Origin of the sequence: Candidatus Enterococcus courvalinii (genome assembly GCF_017315945.1) — a bacterium.
GTDB classification, from domain to species: Bacteria; Bacillota; Bacilli; order Lactobacillales; family Enterococcaceae; genus Enterococcus_B; species Enterococcus_B courvalinii.
Genome location: NZ_JAFLWI010000015.1, coordinates 32,773 through 57,492 on the forward strand (window position 1 = coordinate 32,773; position 24,720 = coordinate 57,492).

The following is a 24,720-nucleotide window of genomic DNA, read 5'->3' on the forward strand; positions in this document are numbered from 1 at the left end:
AGGAGATCTCATGTGGCAAAAAATAGATAAGGCACAAGGACCTGCATATCGACAAATGATGGATCAAATCGTGCAGAAAATCGAGCGAGGAGAATTAAATCCAGGTGAAAGACTTGCCTCGGAACGAAAGTTAGCAGAAGCTTTTGGGGTGAATCGTTCCACCGTAGTTCACGCATTGGAAGAGTTACGCGCGCTTGGAGTTCTAACAAGCAAACAAGGTAGTGGTCGCTATGTCAATCAAATGGAATGGGGCAAGTTTTCCATTCCAAGAATTGATTGGCGTCAATTGATTGCTCACCGGTATGAGCAATCAATCAATCATTATGAAGAAAAAATCAATCGTGGAAAAAGGCAAATGAGTGTATTTCTTGATTTATACTCGAGTGAAATGCCGAATGAGTTATTACCTGATTTTCAATTTCCCTCTTATTCATTAGCAGATATCTTAATGGAAGAAAAGAGGATGAATCGCTATGGCTACTTGCCTTTGAAAGAAAAAATCACGGGATACTTGAAAGAAGAACTTCAATTGACCTTTTCTGCGGACCAGCTTTTAGTCACTGGTGGTGGTCAGCAAGCTATTTTTTTGATTTTACAAACCATTTTATCATCAGGAGATGCAATTGCGGTTGAATCGCCGTCCTTTTTCTATCGTCTTCCTTTGTTTAAAGCAGCGGGAATTCGCCTTTTTGGAGTGACAATGGATGAGGAAGGGATCGATTTAAAACAGCTAGAAGCATCGATTTTAAAAAATCAGGTGAAAGCCGTCTTAGTCAATCCTAATTTTCAGAATCCAACAGGGAAAGTTATGAGCCAGAAAAGACGTGAAGCGCTTGTACAATTATGTCGTCGCTACCAATTACCAATTATTGAAGATGATGTTTTTACTGATTTTTCTTTTTCAGAGATGAATGAGATCCAACCGCTCCGCTTGCTTGATCCAGACAATGTCTTATATATTGGTTCCTTGTCACGTGTTTTGGGTCGAACAACAAAAATTGGTTGGGTATTAGGACCAAAAACTTTAATTGCTCGATTGGCCAATGCACAAGAAATGATGGAGTTTTCATTAAGTATTGTTTCACAAATGTTAGCAACAAGTGTGTTTGATGAAGCTTTTCTTTCAAAAATGTCCTTGGTGCGAAAACAATTAGCTCAGCGAAGCCAACAATTAGTTGATTGGTCGAAGCAACAATCTTTTTTTGAGTTGCATCCAATTAGAGGTGGCTATTATGCTTGGTTGACTTGGGAAGGCAAGCAATTATCAACGGAAATAGCAGATGAATTAATTGCGCGGGGATTGGGAATTGCTCCGGCACAATTATTTGGCGAAGAAGTAAACGGGCTGCGTTTGAATTTTAGCCGGTTATCCGAAGAAGAATTACCTAAATTTAGTGAATTGATGAACCAAGCCGCAGAAATGTTAAAAAAATAAAGAAAATTGTAACAGCATAGAAATTTTTCTATGCTGTTTTTTTGTTGATGAAATTTTTTACAGAAGTTCGGTATAACAGCTTCATTAGTTGTTTGTAAAATTGTGCACGAGCCTAGAATGTGTCAAGAATAAACTTTTATAAAAGTTGTAACAACAAGGTTTGTAAATAGAAACAGTTCGATGTTTTGCTGTTAAAATACGGAGGGTTTTTTCAAGTAAAATGTAAACCGCTTTCTTGTTTGTGATTTAATTCACTATCGTTGATGTAGCAAGGATTATTTTTATAAAAAATTATCGTGAATTTATGGGCTTATAACTTGTATTTCTCCATGATACATGATAATTTATGTATGAAGCCGGTTAAATAGTGATACAGATTCTATTACTGTTTCAATCGTAGCTAGAAGAGAATTTCTTATAGACGAGAGAGGAATGTGTGACAAATGGCAAACAAAAAAGCACCAATCGACTTCCAGGCTTTACTTGATGAAGTCAATTCAGATTTTCCAGTTTATCAAGCACTTGATCAAGATGGAAAAGTTGTAAATGAAGATTTGATCCCTGATTTATCAGATGATGAATTAGTTGAATTAATGACAAAAATGGTTTGGTCACGTGTCTTGGATCAACGTTCAACAGCATTGAACCGTCAAGGACGTCTTGGATTCTTTGCGCCTACAGCTGGGCAAGAAGCAAGCCAACTTGCAAGTGCATTTGCTTTTGATAAAGAAGATGTTTTATTACCTGGTTATCGTGATGTTCCCCAACTTGTTCAACACGGCTTACCATTAACGCAAGCGTTTTTATGGTCTCGTGGACACGTTGCTGGTAATTTATATCCGGAAGAATTGAAAGCTCTACCACCACAAATTATTATTGGTGCACAGTACGTTCAAGCTGCTGGTGTAGCACTAGGACTGAAAAAACGTAACAAGAAAAATGTTGTCTTCACTTATACTGGTGATGGTGGTTCTTCACAAGGTGATTTCTACGAAGCAATTAACTTTGCGGGTGCTTACCATGCAAATGCTGTTTTCTATATTCAAAATAACGGTTTTGCGATCTCCACACCTCGTGAAAAACAAACAGCTGCTAAAACATTAGCACAAAAAGCTGTTGCGGCTGGAATACCTGGTATCCAAGTTGATGGAATGGATCCATTAGCTGTCTACACTGTTTCAAAAATGGCTCGTGATTGGGCAATTAGCGGAAAAGGTCCTGTATTGATTGAAACATTGACTTATCGTTATGGTCCACATACTTTATCAGGGGATGATCCAACACGTTATCGTTCAAAAGAGATGGACGGCGAGTGGCAAAAGAAAGATCCATTGATTCGTTTCCGCAACTATCTAGTTGAAAAAGGATTATGGTCTGAAGAAAAAGAAGAACAAGTTATTGAACAAACAAAAGAAGAAATCAAAGCAGCAATTGCAGAAGCTGATAAAGTACCAAAACAAAAAGTTTCAGATTTCTTGAAGAATATGTTTGAAGAAGCACCACAAACAATCAAAGAACAAATTGCAATCTATGAAGCGAAGGAGTCGAAATAATCATGGCACAAAAAACAATGATTCAAGCAATCACTGATGCTTTAGCACTTGAACTAGAACATGATGAAAATGTCGTCATTTTTGGTGAAGATGTTGGTAAAAACGGAGGGGTTTTCCGTGCAACAGAAGGATTGCAAGAAAAATTTGGTGAAGATCGTGTGTTCGATACGCCTTTAGCAGAATCAGGGATTGCAGGTCTTGGATTTGGTTTAGCTTTAGAAGGTTTCCGTCCAGTTCCCGAAATTCAATTCTTTGGTTTTATTTTTGAAGCGATGGACGAAGTTGTTGCGCAAATGGCGCGTACTCGTTACCGTATGGGTGGAACAAGAAACTTACCAATCACAATTCGTTCCCCATTTGGTGGCGGTGTGCATACACCAGAATTACACTCAGATAATTTGGAAGGATTGATTGCGCAATCACCTGGTATTCGTGTAGTAATTCCATCAAATCCTTATGATGCAAAAGGTTTATTGATTTCTTCCATCAGAAGTAACGATCCAGTTGTTTTCTTAGAGCATATGAAACTTTATCGTTCTTTCCGTGAGGAAGTGCCAGATGAAGCGTATGAAGTACCTTTGGATAAAGCAGCAGTAACTCGTGAAGGCTCAGATGTTTCAATCATCACTTATGGTGCGATGGTTCGTGAAGCAATCAAAGCTGCGGATAAATTAGCGCAAGAAAATATTTCGGTTGAAATTATCGATTTACGGACAGTTGCTCCTCTTGACATTGAAACAATCATTCAATCTGTCGAAAAAACAGGTCGTGTAGTTGTTGTTCAAGAAGCACAAAGACAAGCAGGCGTTGCCGCGCAAGTTGTTTCTGAAATTTCAGAACGCGCGATTCTTTCTTTAGAAGCACCAATCGGACGTGTTTCTGCACCGGATACTGTCTTCCCATTTGGTCAAGCAGAAAATGCTTGGTTACCAAACGCTTCGGACATTGAAGCAAAAGTCAAAGAAATCGCAGAATTCTAAGAAAAGAAGGGGAAAATTCATGGCTTATCAATTTAAATTACCGGATATCGGTGAAGGAATTGCAGAAGGCGAAATCGTAAAATGGTTCGTTAAAGCAGGCGACACGATCAATGAAGACGATACACTATTAGAAGTTCAAAATGACAAATCAGTTGAAGAAATCCCATCTCCTATTACAGGGACGGTTAAAAATGTATTAGTTCCAGAAGGTACTGTAGCAAACGTTGGTGATGTTTTAGTAGAAATCGATGCACCTGGTTATGAAGATGACTCGCCAGCTGCACCAGCTAAAGAACAAACGCCTGAATCACCTGCTGCAATTCCAACAGCAGAAGGTTCTGGGGAAGGTGTTTTTGAATTTAAATTACCAGATATCGGTGAAGGGATCGCAGAAGGCGAAATCGTAAAATGGTTCGTTAAAGCGGGCGATACAATCAACGAAGATGACACATTATTAGAAGTTCAAAATGACAAATCAGTTGAAGAAATTCCGTCACCTGTTACTGGAACAGTCAAAAACGTATTAGTTCCAGAAGGTACTGTAGCAAATGTTGGCGATGTTTTGGTAGAAATCGATGCACCAGGACATAACACAAGTCAATCTTCAGCACCAAGTGCACAAGCGCAAGTTGCGGCAGCTCCTCAAGAAACAAAAACGGCTACGTCAACGGTTGTTGCTACAGCCGATGAATCTAAACGCATTCTTGCAATGCCTTCTGTTCGCCAATATGCTCGCGAAAAAGATGTAGATATCTCACAAGTAACTGCTACTGGCAAAGGTGGCCGTATCACGAAAGAAGATATTGATCAATTTGCTTCGGGTGGCGCGCCTGTTCAAGCAACTGCACCAGAAGCAGCGCCAACAGCTGCAAAAGCAACGCCAGAAACACCAGCTGCTGCACCAAAAGCAGAACCAGCTGCATTCAAGTCTGGTCAAGCAGAACGTGAAACTCGTGAAGCATTAACGCCAACACGTAAAGCAATTGCAAAAGCGATGGTTAATAGCAAACACACAGCACCACATGTTACTTTACATGATGATGTTGAGGTTTCGAAACTTTGGGATCACCGTAAGAAGTTTAAAGATGTTGCTGCTGAAAACGGCACAAAATTAACTTTCTTACCATATGTTGTCAAAGCATTGACAGCAACTGCGAAGAAATTCCCAGTATTGAATGCGTCAATTGATGACAAAACACAAGAAATCGTGTATAAACATTACTACAATATCGGTATTGCAACTGATACGGATCACGGGTTGTATGTACCGAATATCAAAGATGCAAACATGAAGAGTATGTTTGCGATTGCTGATGAAATCAATGAAAAAGCAGCATTAGCGCATGATGGTAAACTTTCTGCCCAAGATATGCGTGACGGCTCCATTACAATCAGTAATATTGGTTCTGTTGGTGGTGGCTGGTTCACACCTGTTATCAATTATCCTGAAGTAGCTATTTTAGGTGTTGGTACAATTGCACAACAACCAGTCGTGAATAGCGAAGGTGAAATCGTTGTTGGTCGCGTGATGAAATTATCATTAAGCTTTGATCATCGAATCGTTGACGGTGCAACTGCACAGAAAGCAATGAATAACATCAAACGTTTATTAGCAGATCCAGAATTATTATTGATGGAAGGATGAGTGGAAAATGGTAGTAGGAGATTTCGCCATTGAGTTGGATACAGTTGTAATCGGTGCTGGACCTGGCGGCTATGTAGCTGCCATCCGTGCCGCAGAAATGGGACAAAAAGTTGCCATTATTGAGCGTGAGTATATCGGTGGAGTGTGTTTGAATGTAGGATGTATTCCTTCTAAAGCTTTGATTTCTGCCGGACATCACTATCAAGAGTCATTAGATTCATCTTTATTTGGTGTGACAAGTAAAGATGTGGAGTTAGACTTTACGAAAACACAAGATTGGAAAGACAATCAAGTTGTTAAAAGTTTGACAAGTGGTGTGGGTATGTTGCTTAAAAAACATAAAGTAGAAATCATCGAAGGAGAAGCTTTCTTTGTAGATGACCACACATTACGTGTTATTCATCCCGATTCTGCTCAAACATACTCATTTAATAATGCAATCGTTGCAACTGGTTCTCGTCCAATCGAAATTCCAGGATTTAAGTTTGGTGGACGTGTGTTAGATTCAACAGGTGGGTTAAACTTGAAAGAAGTTCCTAAGAAATTTGTGATTATCGGTGGCGGTGTCATCGGTGCTGAACTAGGTGGGGCGTATGCAAACCTTGGATCAGAAGTCACAATTTTGGAAGGTTCACCTTCCATTTTACCAACGTATGAAAAAGACATGGTTAAATTAGTTACCGATGATTTCAAAAAGAAAAATGTTACAGTGGTCACTTCAGCAATGGCGAAAGAAGCAATTGACAATGGCGATAGTGTAACAGTGAAATATGAAGTAGATGGCAAAGAACAATCAGTTGAAGCGGACTTTGTTATGGTTACAGTTGGTCGTCGTCCAAATACGGATGATCTTGGTTTGGAACAAGCTGGTGTTGAAATTGGCGAACGCGGGTTGATCCCAGTTGACAAACAAGGCCGAACAAATGTTGCAAATATTTTTGCAATTGGTGATATTGTTCCCGGTGCAGCACTTGCTCACAAAGCAAGCTATGAAGCGAAAATTGCTGCGGAAGCTATTTCTGGTAAAAAAGTAGCTGTTGATTACAAAGCAATGCCTGCTGTTGCATTTACTGATCCTGAACTTGCAAGTGTTGGGATGACGATTGCAGAAGCAAAAGAGGCTGGGATTGAAGCTAAATCGTTCAAATTCCCATTTGCAGGTAATGGACGTGCTATTTCACTAGGCAAAACAGAAGGATTCTTGCGTCTAGTAACAACAATCGAAGATCATGTGATTATTGGTGCGCAAATTGGTGGTGTAGGAGCAAGTGATATGGTTTCTGAACTTGCTTTAGCAATTGAATCAGGCATGAATGCTGAAGACATTGCTTTAACAATCCATCCACATCCATCTCTTGGTGAAATTACAATGGATACAGCGGAATTAGCCTTAGGTTTACCAATTCATATCTAAAAAATTGATTCATGAATTTTAAGATGTACGACATCAACTGTCGTACATCTTTTTTGTTGTAGAAGGAAATTAGAGAGTTTTGTTATACATAACGCTTTTTTTATCGTAGAATGAAGAAAGATTATAGTAAACGGAGCGATTGAAATGTTGAAAGAAGAACGTTGGAATGCGATTGTAGCTTTAGTAGATCAAAAAGGCACGATTAAAGTGAGTGAAATTGTCGAACGTCTCTCGGTTTCTGACATGACTGTCCGCCGAGATTTGACAGAATTGGAAGAAGCTGGACGTCTCAAACGTGTTCATGGTGGCGCGCGAAGTCTAAATGTTTATCAGCATGCGGAGCTTTCGCATCGTGACAAACAAATTATTAATAGTGAAGAGAAAAAGGAAATTGCGAAAAAGGCTGTGCAACTAATTAAAGAAGAGGAAACGATTTTTCTAGGACCTGGGACGACTATTGAGTTATTAGCGGAAATTATGGAATTTGAACGTTTACGGGTGGTAACGAATTGTTTGCCGGTATTCAACACGTTGAGTAAAAAAGAAGGAAATTTAAAAGTGTACTTAGTTGGTGGCGAAATGCGGGAGTTGACCAAATCATTTTTTGGCGAAATTTCCAACAAAACGTTACAAGATATGCATTTTCATAAGGCGTTTTTTAGTAGCAATGCAGTGAAAGATGATGAAGTGATGACTGCGACAATCGAAGAAGGACAAACCCAAGCGATCGCTCTAGATAATTCGATCGAGCGCTACTTATTGATTGATTCATCCAAGGTGGGCAAACAAGATTTTTATTCTTATTATCGATTAAAAGATATTACAGCAGTTGTGATGAATAAGGATGATTATGATACGTATCAAAAACTGGAAAAAGAAGTTCAGGTGATTATTTAATTTTTTGTGTAAAATTTTTTTGCTAGATGAAAGATAAAGAGATTGTTATTAAGTTGTTAAACATCATAAAAGGAGAAGAACTCAACATTGAGTTCTTCTCCTTTTTGTATTATCTGTCTTTTACATAGCAGCTTTTTCAGCAGCGTAAACAGCATTTCTCTTTTTCATTTGGCGCGCATACCAAACAAAAATCAATAGATAAGCGACAAGTGCTAGAATCGCATAGAGAATAAATTCGATTTGACCTTGAGAAGCGTTACCGACTAGATAGCCTAAGAATTTTTCTACGGGGCCTTCCATCGTAGTGTGGGAAATCAATGAATCAGCGCTTAAGCCAGCGGGGAATGCGCCAACTTTTTTGGCAGTTTCGGTAACAAATGGAGCAATCAAGGTACCTGACCATAGGAATAGAGGTAATTCGATTGCACCAATGACGATCATACGAATCAATTTCCCGCGTGTCACAACTAATAAAGCTGGAGTAACTCCCATAGCGATAATACCACCTAAAGGTAATAATTTATTTCCTGGCAAGACAATTGCTTCAAGTAGCATGATTGGAGCTAACACATTAGCAGCTGCCCAAATTTCTGCGCGACCAGCAATAAAAGGCCAGTCTAAACCAATATTGATGGTGCGACCTTTTAATTTGTTAGAAGCAAAGTCGGTAATTCCTTGTGATAAAGGCTCAACAGCGGCAATGAACCATGCGCCAATCAATGAAAATAGTTCTAAACAGACTGCAGCAGTGAATGCGAGTGAGAAGATTTCAGTTGGTGTTTGCCCAGCTAGTAAGCCAACGAAGATACCTAAGTAAATCCCGATAGCGAATTTTGATCCCCAAAAACCGATTTTACTATTTAATTTAGCAGCATCGAAATCGTATTTATCTAACCATGGGAAGACTTTATCAAAAATCTTATCGAAAACCATGATGATTGGATTCATCATATAGTTCATATGTGTGGTTGTCATTGGGTTTGTATCAGGTGCATTCAACAAATCATTGAAGGTTGGTTTCATCAAATCAGAATTGATGATTTTTAAGACACCGATAAAGATAACTAATAATGTAGCAATCAACAGATTTGCTCCACAGAAAATGGCGAATAGACCGACAATTGATAAATGCCAAATATCAAAAATATCAACATCTAATGTGTTTGTCTTATTTAAAAACAACATAACGACATTGACAATAACCATAATCAATAAGAAATATAAAGTGTAAGGGGAGCCCCAAGTAATAGTTGCTAGAGGAGCCCAACCGACATCTGTGATATTCAATGAAATTCCGGTACGTTCGACAAAATCAGTCATCGCACCTGAAAATGCGGTGGTCAAAATCCCGATGATTGCACCAATCCCTGTCAAGGCAATCCCTAATTTTAATCCACCTTCAAGTGCGCGAGTGGGCTTGACTTTAAAGCATAGCGCAATCAGTGTCAAAACAATGGTCATCAAAGGTGCAGCCCCTAAATTGATTAGAGGCTGGAAAATCGTATTTGCGATATCAATAATTGCATTCATTCTCTTTTCTCCTTTATATCAAGTTGAAACTCTTTTTTACGTATCATTTTTGAATAGATTGGATTGCTTGTTCCATTTGTGAATAAACAGGTTCAGCCATTGCAGGAATGCGATATAAAATTGCGCCTGCGTCGACAACTGGGATGTTGACTGGGAAGCCAAGGTCGGTATTTGCGATTTGGGCAAAAATATCATAATGAGACAACATTTCTTGATTGATATCTTTGATCATAACAGCGTCACAAGAGACTTGATAACCGCGTTTGCTTAGTTCATTTTCTAAAGCAGATTTGATTTGGTGACTTGAATTAACACCAGCACCACAAGCAGCTAAAATCTTAATCATTTGAAATTCCTCTTTTCTTATTTTTGGATAGATTGGATTGCTTGTTCCATTTGTGAATAAACAGGTTCAGCCATTGCAGGGATACGATATAAAATTGCGCCTGCATCGACAACTGGAATGTTGACTGGGAAGCCAAGGTCGGTATTTGCGATTTGGGCAAAAATATCATAATGAGACAACATTTCTTGATTGATATCTTTGATCATAACAGCGTCACAAGAGACTTGATAACCGCGTTTGCCTAGTTCATTTTCTAAAGCAGATTTGATTTGGTGACTTGAATTAACACCAGCACCACAAGCAGCTAAAATTTTTACCATTTCAAAACACTCCTCTAATTAAAATTCTTTTCTAAAAAAGTATAGATTTCTTTTGGTTCCTCGCATGAGAAAAATTTTTTTAACTCTTTTTTATCAACGGAATTGATAAAGTCCATGATGTCCGCTAACATCCCTGCTTGTTCAGCGCCATTTTCATTTAAGATCATAAATAAAAAGGAAGCGTCCAAAGTGTCTGATGGACGAATCATATGATGAAATAAAATTGGATGCGTTAATTTAATCGGGACGATTCGAGTTGTTTTGACGAATTCACTCTCGGTATGGGGGATTGCGATATCCGGCAAAGATGAATCGATGGGTGATAAGTCTAATCCCGTTGGATAATTGGCCTCTCTTTCTATTAAATTATCGAAAAAGTCTTCAGTGACTAATCCTTTTTCTACTAAATCTAGATAAATTTCCTCGAACACTTCTGTTTGAGTTTGTTTATTTGAAACATAAATTGTTTCGGGGAAAAAGAATGTAGTAGTTGTTGACATATTTCCTCCTCCTTTGTTTAAAAATGTTTGAATAACTCAATTACACCTACAGTATAACCGCTTACATAAGAAAGTCAAGCGTCTTTTTAAAAGAAAATAAACATTTTTTTGCTTTTTTGTGTTGATATTTGTTTGTAAATGTTTTATTATGTCGTTGGAAAGGTGGTGCCTATGTTGAAAAGTGAACGGCAACGTTCTATTTTAGAATTGTGTGAGCAGTTTGGTGTCATTACGGTGAAAATGATCCAAAAAAATTTACCAGTATCAGAAATGACGATTCGCCGTGATTTAGATGAGCTTGCCCAGCAAGGAAAAATCGAACGTGTGCATGGTGGTGCACAGAGTAAGGGATATGCCGAATCTGCGATAACGATAAAAGAACAGCCACTGACAGGGATCGAGTTATCCCATACTGAGAAAAAAGCAATCAGTATAGAAGAAAAAAAGTATATAGCCAAAAATGCTGCCAAAAAAATTTCGGCAGGGGATACGATTTTTTTAGGATCTGGGACAACAATCGAATTGATGACCCGATTTATTCAAGAAGGTCCATTACGAATTGTTACCAACAGCTTGCCAGTTTTTAATTTGTTAGAGAAAAAAGAAGATCTCGAGTTGTATTTAGTAGGTGGTTCTTTTCGAAAGAAAACAGGTGCATTTGTTGGTTCCATGGCAAACGAGACCATTCAAAAATTAAGTATTGAAAAAGCGTTTGTCGGCGTAAATGGAATTTTGGATGAGCACGTCTATACTTTCAGCATTGAGGAAGGTAAATTCCAGCAGTTAGTCTTGGAAAAAGCGCACAAAAAATATTTAGTAGGAGATGCGCATAAATTTGGTCATAGCGACTTTTATAATTTTTATTCGCTAAATGAAGTGGATGGTTTTTTTACGGATTACACGATCCCAGAGACAATAAAAACACAATATGAACAGTATACTCAAATTTTTAATTGATTAGAGGAGGAGTAAAAATGAAGATCATTATTGGATCAGATAAACAAGGAATGAAATTGAAAGAGCCGATCAAAGAATACTTACTTAAAGAAGGTTTTGAAGTAGTTGATAAAAGTGAAACTGCTTCGACTGATTTTATTGAGTCAACATTGGCTGTAGCAACGGAAGTTTTAGCCGAAGAAGGAAGCCTTGGGATTGCATTTGATGGCTATGGTGCAGGAAGTTTCATGACGGCGACGAAAGTCAAAGGCATGGTAGCAGCGGAAGTATCCGATGAACGTTCAGCTTACATGACTCGAGAACATAATAACGCGCGAATGATTACGATTGGCTCAGAAATCGTTGGTGAAGGATTAGCCAAAAATATTGTCAAAGAATTTTTAGCAGCTGGTTATGATGGTGGACGCCACCAAATCCGCGTGGATATGTTAAATAAAATGGCTTAAAAAAGAAAAGGATGGTAAGTACTCATGAAAATAGCTATTGGTTGTGATCACATTGTTACGGATGTAAAAATTGCCGTTTCAGATTTTTTAAAAGAAAAAGGACACGAAGTCATTGATATGGGAACCTATGATTTTACACGGACACATTACCCGATTTATGGCAAAAAAGTTGGTGAGGCAGTTGTTAGTCATGAAGCAGATTTAGGCGTGTGTATATGTGGAACTGGTGTGGGGATCAATAATGCAGTCAATAAAGTTCCAGGCGTTCGTTCCGCTTTAGTTCGAGATATGACAAGTGCGATTTATGCGAAAGAAGAATTGAATGCGAATGTGATTGGTTTTGGCGGAAAAATTACCGGAGAATTTTTGATATGTGATATCATTGAAGCTTTTATTCAAGCAGAATACCAAGAAACACCTGAGAACAAACGCTTAATTGCAAAAATCGATCACGTTGAAAAAAATCACCCGGAACAAGCAGACGAACATTTCTTTGATGAATTTTTAGAAAAATGGGATCGTGGTGAGTATCACGATTAATGTGGAGGTGAAAAAATGATTGTCACGATCACGATGAATCCCTCGATTGATATCTCTTATCCATTGGAACATTTTCAACTAGATACAGTCAATCGTGTCTCGAAAGTGCGAAAGACAGCTGGTGGAAAAGGATTGAATGTCACGCGAGTTTTAGAACAATTAGGCGCTGATGTCTTAGCAAGTGGTTTATTGGGTGGAGAACTAGGTGAGGCCATCCAACATGAATTGACTGACGCGAGAATCAAACACGCGTTTTCACCGATTAGTGGTAAGACGCGAAATTGTATTGCCATTTTGCATGAAGGGAAACAAACAGAAATTTTAGAACAAGGACCGGTCATCTCAGCTTCAGAAGCAGAAGACTTTTTAGTTCATTTTGAACAGTTAGTAGAAGATGCGACTATTCTGAGTTTCTCTGGAAGTTTACCAGCAGGATTACCCGTTGATTTTTATCGTGAAATGTTGTCGATTTGTCAGCAAAAGAACAAACCAGTCGTGTTGGATTGCTCAGGGAAAGCTTTGCAAGCTGTTTTGGAAAGCGAGTCAAAACCGACAGTGATCAAACCGAATCTGGAAGAGTTATCAGAGCTATTAGCATTGGACGTGACCAACGAGCCAATGATTTTAAAAGAAGCATTGAGTAATGAACGGTTCGCTGGAATCGAATGGATCATTGTTTCTCTGGGCGCACAAGGCGCTTTTGCCAAGCATGGAAATACTTTTTATCAGGTAAGTATTCCTAAAATCGACGTTGTGAATCCAGTTGGTTCGGGAGATGCGACCGTTGCTGGCATCACTTATGCATTACAACAGGGAAAAAATGCAGAAGAATTATTAAAAATAGCTAACGTTTTAGGGATGTTAAATGCGCAAGAAGCAGTAACTGGTCAAGTGAACTTAGTGAATTTCCCTCATTTATATAATCAAATCAAAGTCTCGAAAGTTTAACTACTTATTTTGATAAAACACAGCAGACATAAAGTGTTTGCTGATGAAACTTAACAAGGATGGTGCAAAATCAATGATCGAAACTAAAGGAAAACAAGCATATATCGCACAACTAATGGACAAACACAGAGTTATTAGTGCATTAGCCATTGACCAACGTGGTGCGTTGAAAAAAATGATTGCCAAATATCAAGAAATACCTGCAACAGATGAACAAATCGAAGACTTTAAAAAAATCGTTTCGGAAGAATTGACTCCGTATGCTTCTGCTATTTTGCTGGATCCTGAATATGGTTTGCCAGCAGCTCAAGCACGTGCAGAAAGTGCTGGGTTACTCTTGGCTTATGAAAAAACAGGCTATGATGCTTCAACTCCGGGACGATTACCAGACCTCTTAGCAGATTGGTCAGTCAAAAGGTTAAAAGAACAAGGTGCGGATGCATGTAAATTTTTATTGTATTATGACGTGGATGAAGCTGCCGAGATCAATCAACGAAAACAAGCATTTATCGAACGAATTGGATCAGAATGTGAAGCAGAAGAATTGCCATTTTTCTTAGAATTAGTTTCTTATGATGCTGAGAACGCAGATAGTGCATCTATGGAGTATGCCAAGGTCAAACCACATAAAGTAATTGAGATGATGAAGGAATTTTCTCGTGAACGTTATCAAGTGGATGTCTTGAAAGTAGAAGTCCCAGTTAATATGAATTACGTCGAAGGATATGCAACTGGAGAAGTCGTTTATACGCAGACAGAAGCAGCAACTTATTTCAAAGAGCAGACAGAAGCAACCTCGTTACCTTTTATCTTTTTGAGTGCAGGAGTCTCTGCTGAGTTGTTTCAAGAAACATTACGCTTTGCCAAAACAGCAGGATCAACGTTTAATGGTGTCCTATGTGGTCGAGCAACATGGGCGAATGGTGTGGAACCTTTCATTACTGAGGGGGAAGCGGCCGCACGTGAATGGTTAAAACAAACTGGTCGAGAAAATATCGAAGCATTGAATACCGTATTAAAAGAAACAGCTACGCCAGTCTCATTATAGGTAGCGTTTGACAATCAAAGTATTTGTAAAATTTTATCAAAAAACTGTAGGGATGACGACTGAGTGATCTGCTACAGTTTTTTATTTTTTGAAGTAACTTCTTTATGACAAAAATTTCCGTTATTTCGGAATCAATTTGTCCTTAATAAAAAGAAACCGTTTTTATATACTAAGTGAGTAGAAAGAAAGGTGGAAGAAAGATGAAAAAAATTGTTGCAATCACATCTTGTCCAGTTGGAATTGCCCATACATATATGGCTGCTGAAAATTTAGAAAAAGCTGGGAAAGAACTTGGTGTGGAAGTAAAAGTCGAAACACATGGGTCGATTGGTGTGGAGAATGAACTTACAGCAAGTGACATCAAAGAAGCAGCGGGTGTCATTATTGCTGCGGATACAAAAGTGGACAAATCACGTTTTGGTGGTAAACCACTAATCAATGTCGGCGTTCAAGATGGTATCCATCATGCGAATACATTAGTTGAAGATATCTTAACAGGAAAAGCGCCTATTTTTGAAAGCGCTCTGACAGATGTTTCTGCTGAAAACACCGGCGAAACAGAAGGATTAGGGAAAAAAGTTTATAAAAGTTTGATGAATGGTGTTTCTTATATGGTACCGTTCGTCGTGACCGGTGGGTTGTTGATTGCAATTTCATTGACTTTAGGTGGAACAGCAACGCCAGAAGGAATCAAAATTCCAGAAGGCACAATCTGGGCGACAATGAATAGTATTGGCGGAATCGCTATGGGATTGATGGTTCCTATTTTATCAGCGTTTATTGCTCAGAGTATCGCGGATCGTCCGGGCTTAGTCCCAGGGTTTGTTGGCGGAATGTTGGCAGCTAATGGCGCATTATATGGAAGTGATGCAAATGCTGGTTTCTTAGGCGGAATCATCACAGGATTTTTGGCTGGATTTATTGCGTTAGGAATCAAAAAAATTCCTGTGCCAAAAGCCTTACAATCTATTATGCCGATTATCGTCATTCCGATTTTAGGTTCGTTGGCAGTTGGTTTTGTCTTCATCTATGTTATTGGTGAACCAGTTGCACTTTTATTTAATTCATTGACACAATTCTTAGCAGGTATGCAAGGTGGTAGTGAAGTTGTTTTAGCTATGATTCTTGGTGCAATGATTGCTTTTGATATGGGTGGACCATTTAACAAGGTTGCGTTCTTATTTGGCTCAGGCTTGATTGCTGAAGGAAACTATTCAATCATGGGACCAATTGCAGTTGCGATTTGTATTCCTCCTTTAGCGTTAGGTTTAGCTTCATTGATCTTGAAAACGAAATTTACAAAAACTGAACGTGAAGCAGGAAAAGCTTCGTTAGCAATGGGGTTATTTGGTATCACAGAAGGTGCGATTCCATTTGCTTCAACAGACCCACTACGTGTTATTCCAAGTATTGTAGTCGGCGCGATGACGGGTAGTGTAATTGCAATGCTTTCAGGTGTAACTGACCATGTTGCACATGGTGGACCAATCGTGGCTGTGTTAGGTGCAGTTGATCATGTGGCAATGTTCTTTGCGGCAGTAATTGCTGGAATCGCAGTAACTGTTTTAATGTTAAGAATTTTGAAACCAACTTTACAAGCAACACCAGTTGTTGCGACACCAAATGGCGCAATGCGCCTGGACGAAGTAGAAGGCGAAGAAATGAAAACGCCAGTTGCTTCAACAAACTTTGATTCAATCACAGAAATTATGACAGATGAAACGATTGTTTTAGACACAACTGAAACAACAAAAGATACCGTTATTGAAGATCTGGTCCAACGTCTAGGTAAAACAGGTCACATGACAGATGCAGCTGGGTTTAAACAAGCAATCTATACTCGGGAAAATGAAAGCACAACTGGAATTGGGATGGGTATCGCGATCCCTCATGGTAAATCAGCCTATGTTACAAAACCAACACTTGCTTTTGCGAGAAGTCAGCAAGGAATCGATTGGCAATCGCTTGATGGGGAACCGGCACATTTGATTTTCATGATCGCTGTTCCGGAAAATAGCCAAGGAGATATGCACCTAAAAATTCTCCAACGTCTTTCACGTAAACTAATGGATGACGACTTCCGTCAAGCGCTAATGGAAGCACCAAATAAAGCGACTGTTAATCAATTATTAAGCGAAATGTAACATAAGATGAAAAATCGACTGTGATGAGACATAATAGATGTGTTATCATAGTCGATTTTTTTATTCAGGAAGGAGCTCCTTTTCTTAATGAATCAACGCCAGCAATCTTTAATTTACCAATTAATAAAAAGTAATAGTTATTTAACAACCAAAGAATTAGCAACGTGCTTCCAAGTTTCTGAGCGCACGATCCATAGTGATTTAAATAAAATCGAAGACTGGCTGAATGCACATCAGTTACCTTTGATTATTGAAAGAAAAAAGGGAACAGGTATTTTACTGGTTGGCTTACCTCATGAAAAAGATCAAGTCAAACGTCTGTTGAACGAAAATGATGAAACTGAGTTGGAAAGAAGTCAGTTACGCCAATTATTGATTTTTCATTTGCTAGTTGCAAAAGATGGTCTAAGTCTTGAAGAATTAGCGGAAAAGTTATTCGTTGGTCGCCGTACAATTAGAAAAGAATTAACAGATTTGCAAAGTTTTTTCCAACAGCATCATTTGTCCTTAGTGTCAAAAACTAAACTAGGTACATTTATCACGGGGGACGAGCAAGAAAAAAGACAATTACTGGTAAAAAACTTGCGTAATATGCAAAAGACAGATCCACAAAGTCCATCCTTAAAGGAATTTTTTGCGAAGGATACACTAAAAGTAATCCAACACACGTTGCGGGATGTTTTCTATGAAAATCAGTTAGAGGAACCCGCAGGCTTGTCTACGGTTGAGATCCATATTTACTTTATGTTGGAACGCATGAAGCAACTGCAAAAAGTCAAATTGAGTGAAGATGAAAATGAAGCAGTCAATCATACGCAAGCGCAAAAAATCAGTAGCCAAGTCTTAGCCAAGCTAGCAAACGTGTATCCCATTGAATTTTCACCGGATGAAATCAACTATTTAGCGTTAAGAATTGCTAATTTATTTTCTAAGTCGCAGTCTGCTGCACGTTTTCAAGGTGAAGCAGATGAACTAGCCATTCATTTAATTGATCAAGTGGAACAATTTTTAGATTATTCATTGAAAGAAGATCAACTTTTAGCACAAAATTTGAGTTCTCACTTATCTTCTACTTATTTTCGGTTGAATTATGGATTAACGATTTCCAATCCTTTAACGAAAAATGTTTTTAGCACGTATACGCAATTATTTTTAGTTCTTCAATTGATTTTGGAAGATTATTTTGATAAAGAACCTTTTTATGTGCCACAAGATGAGATTGCTTATTTGACGATCCATTTCCAAGCGGCAATTGAGCGTCACCAACATCAAAAAAGTCGGAGATATCAAACGATTTTAGTTAGTGAATATTCAAAAGCAATGGCAACTTTTCTTGAGGCAAGGCTGGATCGTGAACTTCCTGAATTGACGATTCTGGATTTAATTGAATATAGTCCTGAGCTGAAGCTTGAAGAATTTCCACCGGTTGATTTTATTTTGACAACATTACCTTTTCAACATGAAAGCATTCCGGTAATTGAAATCTCACCGATGATTACGGAAACCGATTTATCGAGATTAGCAAAATATATGTTAGAACATGTACCAAACAAACGAACAAAAACATTTGATTTGGCAAGCTTTACGAATCCGTTTTTGATTTTCTCGCATTTGGATCTGACAGATCCAACAGAAATCTTGTCCTTTATGGGAAATGTTCTAGTTGAAAATCAATATGTTTACCCGGAATTCATTGAATCTGTTTTAGAACGTGATCGGCATTCAAGTACAAGGGTTGCTTCGCTGGTAACACTTCCTCATGGCAATCCATTTTATGTCAAGCATTCAACGATTTCAATTGCGACGATGAAGCAGCCCATTACTTGGCACGGGGAACAGATTTGTGTTGTTCTGCTGTTGGCAGTCAAGAAAAATGATTTGAAACATCCAGAATTCAAAAAATTATTCTCTGTCATCCATTATTTGGAAAAACAACCTGAACGTATGAATCAACTATTGCAAACAGATCATCCGTTAGAAATCTTAACACTGTTGTCTAGTTATGAGTAAAAGGTAAGCAAAGTTAAGAATGATTGAACATATTTTTTGAAATAGTAGATGTTTTTTTATCGTTGGATTTGTTTCATCTGTTTCTTTTAGAAATATTCTGCTACTTCATTGACAAAATATTTGTATTATAAAAGAAGTATGGTATCATTAAGTTAGTTCGAATTATTAGATTTTCTTAAGGTAACACTGCCCGTTAGTGAAGTTTCAGGCAGTGTTACTTTTTTTGTTTATTTATGAAATAAAGTTAGTTAAAATGTTATTATAAGAATAACGATGTGTTTTTTTAGTAAAGAGTTCTTTTCTTAGTTACGGCAATCATTTTAACAAAAGGAATATGTTAAAACAGTCAAAACAGAGCTGGATGTTATTGTATCCATAAATAAGAAATAAATTTGGAAAAGTTAAGGAATATGGGTGAATAGAATGAACCATTTAGTTGACGGGATGTTTGAAATCTTATTTTTTGAATCAAACAGTCGAAATAAACTTCATTTATTTAAGTATTTGGTCATGCAAGAACAAAAAATTTCATTAAAAGATATAGCAAAACAATTTAGTATTTTCACAGATATGGAAGAAATGGTGGTTGGCAATCACACAATTGCACCATTAGATAAAAATGGAATTGGTTATTTAGTTGTGAAATAATTAATTGAATAAATGCTTAGAAAGCCACACACTCTTTTGTGAAAAGGAATGTGTGGCTTCTTTTTTGAGTGACAGGATTCTGTTGCAAACGCATGAGCTGTGATAAACTAGGGTGGAGTAGAAAAATGGAGGAATGAGTAAATGCAAGATTACCAATATCCAATTGATTTAGATTGGACAACGGATGAAATGGTGACCGTAATGAATATGTGGGAAGCCCTAGAAAAAGCAAACGAAGCTGGTATTAATAATGAAAATTTTTTAGCTGCTTATCAGCAGTTTAAGACAGTAGTGAAATCCATTGGAGAAGAAAAACGATTAGGTCGAGAGTTTGAAAAGGTATCGGGTTATTCGCTTTATCGAACAGTCCAAATGGCAAAAAAAAATCAGAAAAAAACTTTGAAGATGAATGGGTGAACCAAATGGAACCAATAATTCACGAAATCAAAAGTTGGTTGCTTGAAGCAGGCGAAAAAATCAAAGCGAGTGAAAGGCAACAACTAACAGTCTTTGAAAAAACAAATCGAAAAGACTTAGTCACGAATATGGATCAAAAAATTCAACAATTTTTAGTTCAAAAAATCATGGCATTTGATCCAGAAGCAAAAGTATTAGCTGAAGAAGATGGCTACAATGAATTAACTGATTTAACTGGACGGGTATTTATTATTGACCCCATTGACGGAACACTTAATTTTGTGATGGAAGGCGAAAATTTTTGTATCATGCTAGCTATGTATGAAAATGGCGTAGGGCTATTAGGATTTATTTACGACGTGATGCGAGATGAGTTGTATTGGGGCGGACATGGAATAGGCGTTTATCAAAATGATTTGCAACTTCTTAAGCCTGAAGATAAAACGTTAGAGGTTGGATTGTTAGGAATGAATGGCTATTTATTTGCCCATAATAAGTTTAATATTCGAACGATTGGCGAAGAAAGTATGGGTGTCAGAATCACTGGGTGTGCGGGTTTGGAAATGATTGCAATGCTCAAAGGAAATCATATTGGCTATTTGTCAAACTTGAGTCCATGGGATTATGCAGCTGGTTGTGTTTTGCTAAAGGAATTCGATTTCTTCTATAGTAATATGAGCGGAGAGCAGTTAGCTTTTCATGGACGCGAATTGTTTGTCGCAGCAACGCCTAAAGCGTTCCAGCAAATCCACTCATTATTAGAGATGTGACTAGTGGCAAATGAAACTTACAAACTGGAAAGTGGGATTTTTCGTGATGAAAATGAAAAAAAGTTGATAGTTTATTAAGTTTCGCGAAAAAATGAAAACATTTCACTATATTTCATGAAAAAAGTTTGCTATAATAAGCAGTCGAGTAAATTGCCCTGTCAGAAATAAACTGATAAAAGAAGGAGTTAGTTACATTGAATTATAGAAACGATATCCGTAACGTAGCAATTATTGCCCACGTCGATCACGGAAAAACAACATTAGTTGATGAGTTATTGAAACAATCAGATACATTAGACGCACATACACAATTACAAGAACGTGCGATGGATTCAAATGCTTTAGAAAAAGAACGTGGAATCACAATCTTAGCTAAAAATACAGCTGTTGATTATAAAGGTATCCGCGTAAACATCATGGATACACCTGGACACGCGGACTTCGGTGGAGAAGTTGAACGTATCATGAAAATGGTTGATGGCGTAGTTTTAGTTGTTGATGCTTACGAAGGTACAATGCCTCAAACACGTTTTGTTTTGAAAAAAGCTTTAGAACAACATATTACACCAATCGTTGTTGTGAACAAAATTGACAAACCATCTGCTCGCCCTGAACACGTTGTTGATGAAGTGCTTGAACTATTCATCGAATTAGGTGCGGATGATGACCAATTAGATTTCCCAGTTATTTATGCATCTGCATTAAACGGAACTTCAAGCTTGTCTGATGATCCTGCAGATCAAGAAGAAACAATGGCGCCAATTTTTGATACAATTGTTGAAAAAATTCCGGCACCAGTTGATAATAGTGACGAACCATTACAATTCCAAGTCTCATTGCTTGATTACAATGATTACGTTGGACGTATCGGTATTGGTCGTGTATTCCGTGGAACCATCAAGGTTGGTGACCAAGTAGCTTTGATGAAACTTGATGGAACAGTTAAAAAATTCCGTGTAACAAAATTATTTGGTTTCTTTGGACTAAAACGTTTAGAAATCGAAGAAGCAAAAGCTGGAGATTTGATTGCTGTATCTGGTATGGAAGATATCTTCGTTGGAGAAACTGTTACACCAGTTGACCATCAAGATGCTTTACCAATTTTACACATTGATGAACCAACTTTACAAATGACATTCTTAGTTAATAATTCACCATTCGCAGGTCGTGAAGGTAAATATGTAACAGCTAGAAAAATCGAAGAACGTCTAATGGCTGAATTGCAAACAGACGTGTCTCTACGTGTTGACCCAACAAATTCACCTGACGCTTGGACTGTTTCAGGACGTGGGGAATTACATTTGTCAATCTTGATTGAAACAATGCGTCGTGAAGGCTATGAATTACAAGTGTCACGTCCAGAAGTTATCGAAAAAGAAATCGATGGCGTGAAATGTGAACCTTTTGAACGTGTACAAATCGACACACCAGAAGAATACATGGGTAGCGTGATTGAATCATTAAGCTTGCGTAAAGGTGAAATGCAAGATATGGTTCATACTGGAAATGGCCAAATTCGTTTGACTTTCTTAACACCAGCACGTGGCTTGATTGGTTACTCAACAGAATTCCTTTCAATGACTCGTGGATATGGTATCATGAACCACACATTCGACCAATATTTACCAATGTTAGCTGGTCAAATTGGTGGACGTCACCAAGGTGCATTGGTTTCTATTGATACTGGTAAAGCAACTACTTACTCAATCATGAGTATTGAAGAACGCGGAACAGTCTTTGTAGAACCAGGTACAGATGTTTATGAAGGTATGATCATTGGCGAAAATAGCCGTGATAATGACTTAACAGTTAACATTACCAAAGCAAAACAAATGACTAATGTTCGTTCTGCTAATAAGGATCAAACTTCTGTCATCAAAAAGCCTAAGCAATTAACACTTGAAGAATCACTTGAATTCTTGAATGATGATGAGTACTGTGAAGTAACGCCAGAATCAATTCGTTTGAGAAAACATATCTTAAACAAAAATGCTCGTGAAAAAGCATCTAAAAAGAAAAAATAATTCATTGATGAATGAATAATCTTAAGGCCAGCTCGTTCAAAATGAGCTGGTCTTTTTTCATCTGTGGAGAAGTGAAAAAGAAAAAGAAGGAAAGTCTCGTTAAAACAGATAAGAACTTTTAAAAGTTCTTTAAAAGTTTCGAAATACGCACAAAAATGTTTCATATAGTTGGTTTGTTTCATGATAGACACTTGTACTGTATTGCATCTCGAAGTAAACTAAAAAAGAAAGGAGTCATAATATGTATGAAGTATTAAAAAAATATTTTGGCTATGAACAATTTCGTCCTGGGCAGCAAGAAATCATTCAAAAAATTTTTGATCAACAAGATGTATTAGGCATCATGCCGACTGGTAGTGGGAAATCAATTTGTTATCAGCTACCAGCAATTATGATGGATGGACTAACAATCGTTGTGTCACCTTTGATTTCCTTGATGAAAGATCAAGTCGACGCAGCAAACCAGCTAGGTATTCCTGCGACATTTATCAACAGTTCTTTAACAGGAAAAGAGACAGCTGAAAGATTTCATTTATTGAATCACAATCAATGTAAATTACTCTATGTTGCACCGGAACGTTTTATTATGCCTGATTTTCAGCAGGTAATGAGCGATTGGAAAGTTGAATTGATTGCAATCGATGAAGCACATTGTATTTCACAATGGGGGCACGATTTTCGTCCAAGCTATTTGCAAATGGCTGAAGTTTTGACCCAGTTACCGAGTCGTCCAGTCATCGTAGCATTGACAGCTACAGCAACTACTCAAGTGGCTACAGATATCAAAAGACTTTTAAAAATCCCTGACAACAATCATATTCAAACCGGTTTTGCTCGAGAAAATTTAACCTTTCAAGTAATCAAAGATCAAAAAAAGGAACAATACTTAATTGAATATTTAAAAATAAATAAAAATCAATCTGGAATTATTTATGCGGCAACACGAAAAGAAGTGGATCGTGTGTATCATTTGTTACAAAAGTTTGAGTTTTCAGTTGGACGCTATCATGGTGGATTAAATGAACGGGAGCGAACTGAAATGCAAGAAGCATTTTTATTTGACCGTATTCAGTTGATTGTAGCAACTAATGCTTTTGGTATGGGGATCAATAAAAGCAACGTTCGCTTCGTGATCCATTATCAAATTCCTGGATCGTTAGAAGCCTACTATCAAGAAGCAGGACGAGCAGGACGAGATGGATTGCCAAGTGAAGCAATTTTGTTGTTTGCTGCTCAAGATATTCAAGTCCAAAAATTTTTTATCCAACAATCACAGCGTGACGAAGGGCAAAAACAAAAAGAATACGAGAAATTAAAAGCAATGACTGAATATGCATATATTGAGTCATGTTTGCAACAATATATCTTAGCTTATTTTGGCGAAAAAAGTACGCCTTGTAATCGATGTGGGAACTGTCTAGATGATCGTGAGCTAATTGAAGTAACGACTGAAGCGCAAATGGTTCTGTCTTGTCTTAAAAGAATGGGCGAAGCTTACGGGAAACAGCTTTTGATGAAAGTCTTGGCGGGTTCTAAAGAACAGAAAGTAAAAACGTTAGGATTTCAACAGTTGTCGACCTATGGACTATTGAAGAAGCAATCTCAAAAAGATATTTTACAACTCATTGAATATTTGATTTCAAGTGGTTATCTGTTATCTGTGACAGGTGAGTTTCCAGTACTTAAAGTAACGGATAAAGGCATCCAAGTGTTGAAAAATGAACAGAAAGTTTATCGAAAAGAGGCGAAAAAAGTTCGGCAATTAGCAGAGAATGATACCTTGTTTGAACAGCTTCGTGAGTTACGAACAGACTTGGCTGCCGATGCTGGAGTGCCACCTTATGTCGTTTTCTCTGATTCAACATTGAAAGAATTAAGTCAAGTACGTCCAACAAATCGACTAGAAATGTTACAAATCAAAGGTGTTGGACAAAGCAAATTAGATAAATATGGTGAAGCATTTCTAAAAATTTTGAATGAAACGATGTAAAAAGAACATAGGATGATTTGTTTGATAAAACTGATTTTTATTTTTGAAAAAAGTTTGTAAGCTGAAAAAAATCTGTGTCTATTTAAGAAAAAAATGGATAAAAAAAGCGAGGAATCCCTTGATTTTACTATTCGTTAAAAAATCAAGTATGTTATAAT

General features: G+C 37.6%; 22 protein-coding genes. 18 read left to right on the plus strand and 4 right to left on the minus strand.

The window, feature by feature from the left end; all coding sequences use genetic code 11:
- The first annotated feature begins 10 nt into the window (after window positions 1-10).
- The 6 genes from JZO71_RS09485 to JZO71_RS09510 all read left to right on the plus strand — a co-directional run bounded on the left by JZO71_RS09485 (window position 11) and on the right by JZO71_RS09510 (window position 7,924).
- The gene (locus JZO71_RS09485) at window positions 11-1,435 is read left to right on the plus strand and encodes an aminotransferase-like domain-containing protein (protein WP_206899256.1); all 1,425 of its coding nucleotides are present in this window, start codon (window positions 11-13) and stop codon (window positions 1,433-1,435) included.
- A 443-nt stretch (window positions 1,436-1,878) separates the two neighbouring features.
- Entirely contained in the window at window positions 1,879-2,988 is a 1,110-nt protein-coding gene (gene pdhA, locus JZO71_RS09490; RefSeq protein ID WP_206899257.1) for a pyruvate dehydrogenase (acetyl-transferring) E1 component subunit alpha, read from the plus strand.
- 2 nt (window positions 2,989-2,990) lie between these two features.
- On the plus strand, window positions 2,991-3,968 hold the full coding sequence (locus JZO71_RS09495) for an alpha-ketoacid dehydrogenase subunit beta (protein WP_071869279.1): 978 nt from the start codon (window positions 2,991-2,993) through the stop codon (window positions 3,966-3,968).
- Between the two features lie 19 nt (window positions 3,969-3,987).
- A complete protein-coding gene (locus tag JZO71_RS09500; protein ID WP_206899258.1) occupies window positions 3,988-5,613 on the plus strand; it encodes a dihydrolipoyllysine-residue acetyltransferase in 1,626 nt (541 codons plus the stop codon).
- A gap of 7 nt (window positions 5,614-5,620) precedes the next feature.
- Window positions 5,621-7,027, plus strand: coding sequence for a dihydrolipoyl dehydrogenase (gene lpdA, locus JZO71_RS09505; protein WP_206899259.1), 1,407 nt, complete (start codon window positions 5,621-5,623; stop codon window positions 7,025-7,027).
- A gap of 144 nt (window positions 7,028-7,171) precedes the next feature.
- Entirely contained in the window at window positions 7,172-7,924 is a 753-nt protein-coding gene (locus JZO71_RS09510; RefSeq protein WP_206899260.1) for a DeoR/GlpR family DNA-binding transcription regulator, read from the plus strand.
- A gap of 120 nt (window positions 7,925-8,044) precedes the next feature.
- Here the strand turns inward: JZO71_RS09510 and JZO71_RS09515 are convergent, their stop codons facing one another.
- The 4 genes from JZO71_RS09515 to JZO71_RS09530 are packed head-to-tail and all read right to left on the minus strand — an operon-like array spanning window position 8,045 to window position 10,620.
- Complete coding sequence (locus tag JZO71_RS09515) at window positions 8,045-9,454, minus strand: PTS galactitol transporter subunit IIC (protein WP_206899261.1); 1,410 nt, start codon at window positions 9,452-9,454, stop codon at window positions 8,045-8,047.
- 43 nt (window positions 9,455-9,497) lie between these two features.
- On the minus strand, window positions 9,498-9,800 hold the full coding sequence (locus JZO71_RS09520) for a PTS sugar transporter subunit IIB (RefSeq protein WP_206899262.1): 303 nt from the start codon (window positions 9,798-9,800) through the stop codon (window positions 9,498-9,500).
- Window positions 9,801-9,817: 17 nt separating this feature from the next.
- Window positions 9,818-10,120 carry a PTS sugar transporter subunit IIB gene (locus tag JZO71_RS09525; RefSeq protein ID WP_206899263.1) on the minus strand — a complete coding sequence of 101 codons (303 nt, stop codon included), beginning with the start codon at window positions 10,118-10,120 and terminating at the stop codon, window positions 9,818-9,820.
- 14 nt (window positions 10,121-10,134) lie between these two features.
- Complete coding sequence (locus JZO71_RS09530) at window positions 10,135-10,620, minus strand: PTS sugar transporter subunit IIA (RefSeq protein WP_206899264.1); 486 nt, start codon at window positions 10,618-10,620, stop codon at window positions 10,135-10,137.
- 171 nt (window positions 10,621-10,791) lie between these two features.
- On the opposite strand from JZO71_RS09530, the gene JZO71_RS09535 reads away from it, so the two are divergent.
- The 12 genes from JZO71_RS09535 to recQ all read left to right on the plus strand — a co-directional run bounded on the left by JZO71_RS09535 (window position 10,792) and on the right by recQ (window position 24,562).
- A complete protein-coding gene (locus JZO71_RS09535) occupies window positions 10,792-11,577 on the plus strand; it encodes a DeoR/GlpR family DNA-binding transcription regulator (protein ID WP_206899265.1) in 786 nt (261 codons plus the stop codon).
- A 17-nt stretch (window positions 11,578-11,594) separates the two neighbouring features.
- Entirely contained in the window at window positions 11,595-12,023 is a 429-nt protein-coding gene (gene lacA / locus JZO71_RS09540; RefSeq protein WP_206899266.1) for a galactose-6-phosphate isomerase subunit LacA, read from the plus strand.
- Window positions 12,024-12,047: 24 nt separating this feature from the next.
- Entirely contained in the window at window positions 12,048-12,563 is a 516-nt protein-coding gene (gene lacB, locus JZO71_RS09545; protein WP_206899267.1) for a galactose-6-phosphate isomerase subunit LacB, read from the plus strand.
- Between the two features lie 15 nt (window positions 12,564-12,578).
- On the plus strand, window positions 12,579-13,511 hold the full coding sequence (locus tag JZO71_RS09550) for a tagatose-6-phosphate kinase (RefSeq protein WP_206899268.1): 933 nt from the start codon (window positions 12,579-12,581) through the stop codon (window positions 13,509-13,511).
- Between the two features lie 43 nt (window positions 13,512-13,554).
- On the plus strand, window positions 13,555-14,559 hold the full coding sequence (gene lacD, locus JZO71_RS09555) for a tagatose-bisphosphate aldolase (protein WP_430733287.1): 1,005 nt from the start codon (window positions 13,555-13,557) through the stop codon (window positions 14,557-14,559).
- A gap of 200 nt (window positions 14,560-14,759) precedes the next feature.
- A complete protein-coding gene (locus tag JZO71_RS09560; protein ID WP_206899269.1) occupies window positions 14,760-16,703 on the plus strand; it encodes a PTS fructose transporter subunit IIABC in 1,944 nt (647 codons plus the stop codon).
- An 87-nt stretch (window positions 16,704-16,790) separates the two neighbouring features.
- Window positions 16,791-18,713: a BglG family transcription antiterminator gene (locus tag JZO71_RS09565; RefSeq protein ID WP_206899270.1), complete on the plus strand. Its 1,923-nt coding sequence runs from the start codon at window positions 16,791-16,793 to the stop codon at window positions 18,711-18,713.
- Between the two features lie 423 nt (window positions 18,714-19,136).
- A complete protein-coding gene (locus JZO71_RS09570; protein ID WP_206899271.1) occupies window positions 19,137-19,361 on the plus strand; it encodes a hypothetical protein in 225 nt (74 codons plus the stop codon).
- Window positions 19,362-19,502: 141 nt separating this feature from the next.
- The gene (locus tag JZO71_RS09575; RefSeq protein ID WP_206899272.1) at window positions 19,503-19,778 is read left to right on the plus strand and encodes a UPF0223 family protein; all 276 of its coding nucleotides are present in this window, start codon (window positions 19,503-19,505) and stop codon (window positions 19,776-19,778) included.
- 5 nt (window positions 19,779-19,783) lie between these two features.
- Window positions 19,784-20,548, plus strand: a complete 765-nt coding sequence (locus JZO71_RS09580; protein ID WP_206899273.1) for an inositol monophosphatase family protein — start codon at window positions 19,784-19,786, stop codon at window positions 20,546-20,548.
- Between the two features lie 194 nt (window positions 20,549-20,742).
- Window positions 20,743-22,572: a translational GTPase TypA gene (gene typA / locus JZO71_RS09585; protein WP_206899274.1), complete on the plus strand. Its 1,830-nt coding sequence runs from the start codon at window positions 20,743-20,745 to the stop codon at window positions 22,570-22,572.
- Between the two features lie 241 nt (window positions 22,573-22,813).
- Window positions 22,814-24,562, plus strand: a complete 1,749-nt coding sequence (gene recQ, locus JZO71_RS09590; protein WP_206899275.1) for a DNA helicase RecQ — start codon at window positions 22,814-22,816, stop codon at window positions 24,560-24,562.
- The last annotated feature ends 158 nt before the right edge of the window (window positions 24,563-24,720 follow it).

Bases quoted from the DNA above. Each gene is read 5' to 3' on its own strand.
- JZO71_RS09485 (WP_206899256.1), top strand. From the start codon at position 11: ATGTGGCAAAAAATAGATAAGGCACAAGGACCTGCATATCGACAAATG.
- pdhA (WP_206899257.1), top strand. From the start codon at position 1,879: ATGGCAAACAAAAAAGCACCAATCGACTTCCAGGCTTTACTTGATGAA.
- JZO71_RS09495 (WP_071869279.1), top strand. From the start codon at position 2,991: ATGGCACAAAAAACAATGATTCAAGCAATCACTGATGCTTTAGCACTT.
- JZO71_RS09500 (WP_206899258.1), top strand. From the start codon at position 3,988: ATGGCTTATCAATTTAAATTACCGGATATCGGTGAAGGAATTGCAGAA.
- lpdA (WP_206899259.1), top strand. From the start codon at position 5,621: ATGGTAGTAGGAGATTTCGCCATTGAGTTGGATACAGTTGTAATCGGT.
- JZO71_RS09510 (WP_206899260.1), top strand. From the start codon at position 7,172: ATGTTGAAAGAAGAACGTTGGAATGCGATTGTAGCTTTAGTAGATCAA.
- JZO71_RS09515 (WP_206899261.1), bottom strand. From the start codon at position 9,454: ATGAATGCAATTATTGATATCGCAAATACGATTTTCCAGCCTCTAATC.
- JZO71_RS09520 (WP_206899262.1), bottom strand. From the start codon at position 9,800: ATGATTAAGATTTTAGCTGCTTGTGGTGCTGGTGTTAATTCAAGTCAC.
- JZO71_RS09525 (WP_206899263.1), bottom strand. From the start codon at position 10,120: ATGGTAAAAATTTTAGCTGCTTGTGGTGCTGGTGTTAATTCAAGTCAC.
- JZO71_RS09530 (WP_206899264.1), bottom strand. From the start codon at position 10,620: ATGTCAACAACTACTACATTCTTTTTCCCCGAAACAATTTATGTTTCA.
- JZO71_RS09535 (WP_206899265.1), top strand. From the start codon at position 10,792: ATGTTGAAAAGTGAACGGCAACGTTCTATTTTAGAATTGTGTGAGCAG.
- lacA (WP_206899266.1), top strand. From the start codon at position 11,595: ATGAAGATCATTATTGGATCAGATAAACAAGGAATGAAATTGAAAGAG.
- lacB (WP_206899267.1), top strand. From the start codon at position 12,048: ATGAAAATAGCTATTGGTTGTGATCACATTGTTACGGATGTAAAAATT.
- JZO71_RS09550 (WP_206899268.1), top strand. From the start codon at position 12,579: ATGATTGTCACGATCACGATGAATCCCTCGATTGATATCTCTTATCCA.
- lacD (WP_430733287.1), top strand. From the start codon at position 13,555: ATGAAACTTAACAAGGATGGTGCAAAATCAATGATCGAAACTAAAGGA.
- JZO71_RS09560 (WP_206899269.1), top strand. From the start codon at position 14,760: ATGAAAAAAATTGTTGCAATCACATCTTGTCCAGTTGGAATTGCCCAT.
- JZO71_RS09565 (WP_206899270.1), top strand. From the start codon at position 16,791: ATGAATCAACGCCAGCAATCTTTAATTTACCAATTAATAAAAAGTAAT.
- JZO71_RS09570 (WP_206899271.1), top strand. From the start codon at position 19,137: ATGAACCATTTAGTTGACGGGATGTTTGAAATCTTATTTTTTGAATCA.
- JZO71_RS09575 (WP_206899272.1), top strand. From the start codon at position 19,503: ATGCAAGATTACCAATATCCAATTGATTTAGATTGGACAACGGATGAA.
- JZO71_RS09580 (WP_206899273.1), top strand. From the start codon at position 19,784: ATGGAACCAATAATTCACGAAATCAAAAGTTGGTTGCTTGAAGCAGGC.
- recQ (WP_206899275.1), top strand. From the start codon at position 22,814: ATGTATGAAGTATTAAAAAAATATTTTGGCTATGAACAATTTCGTCCT.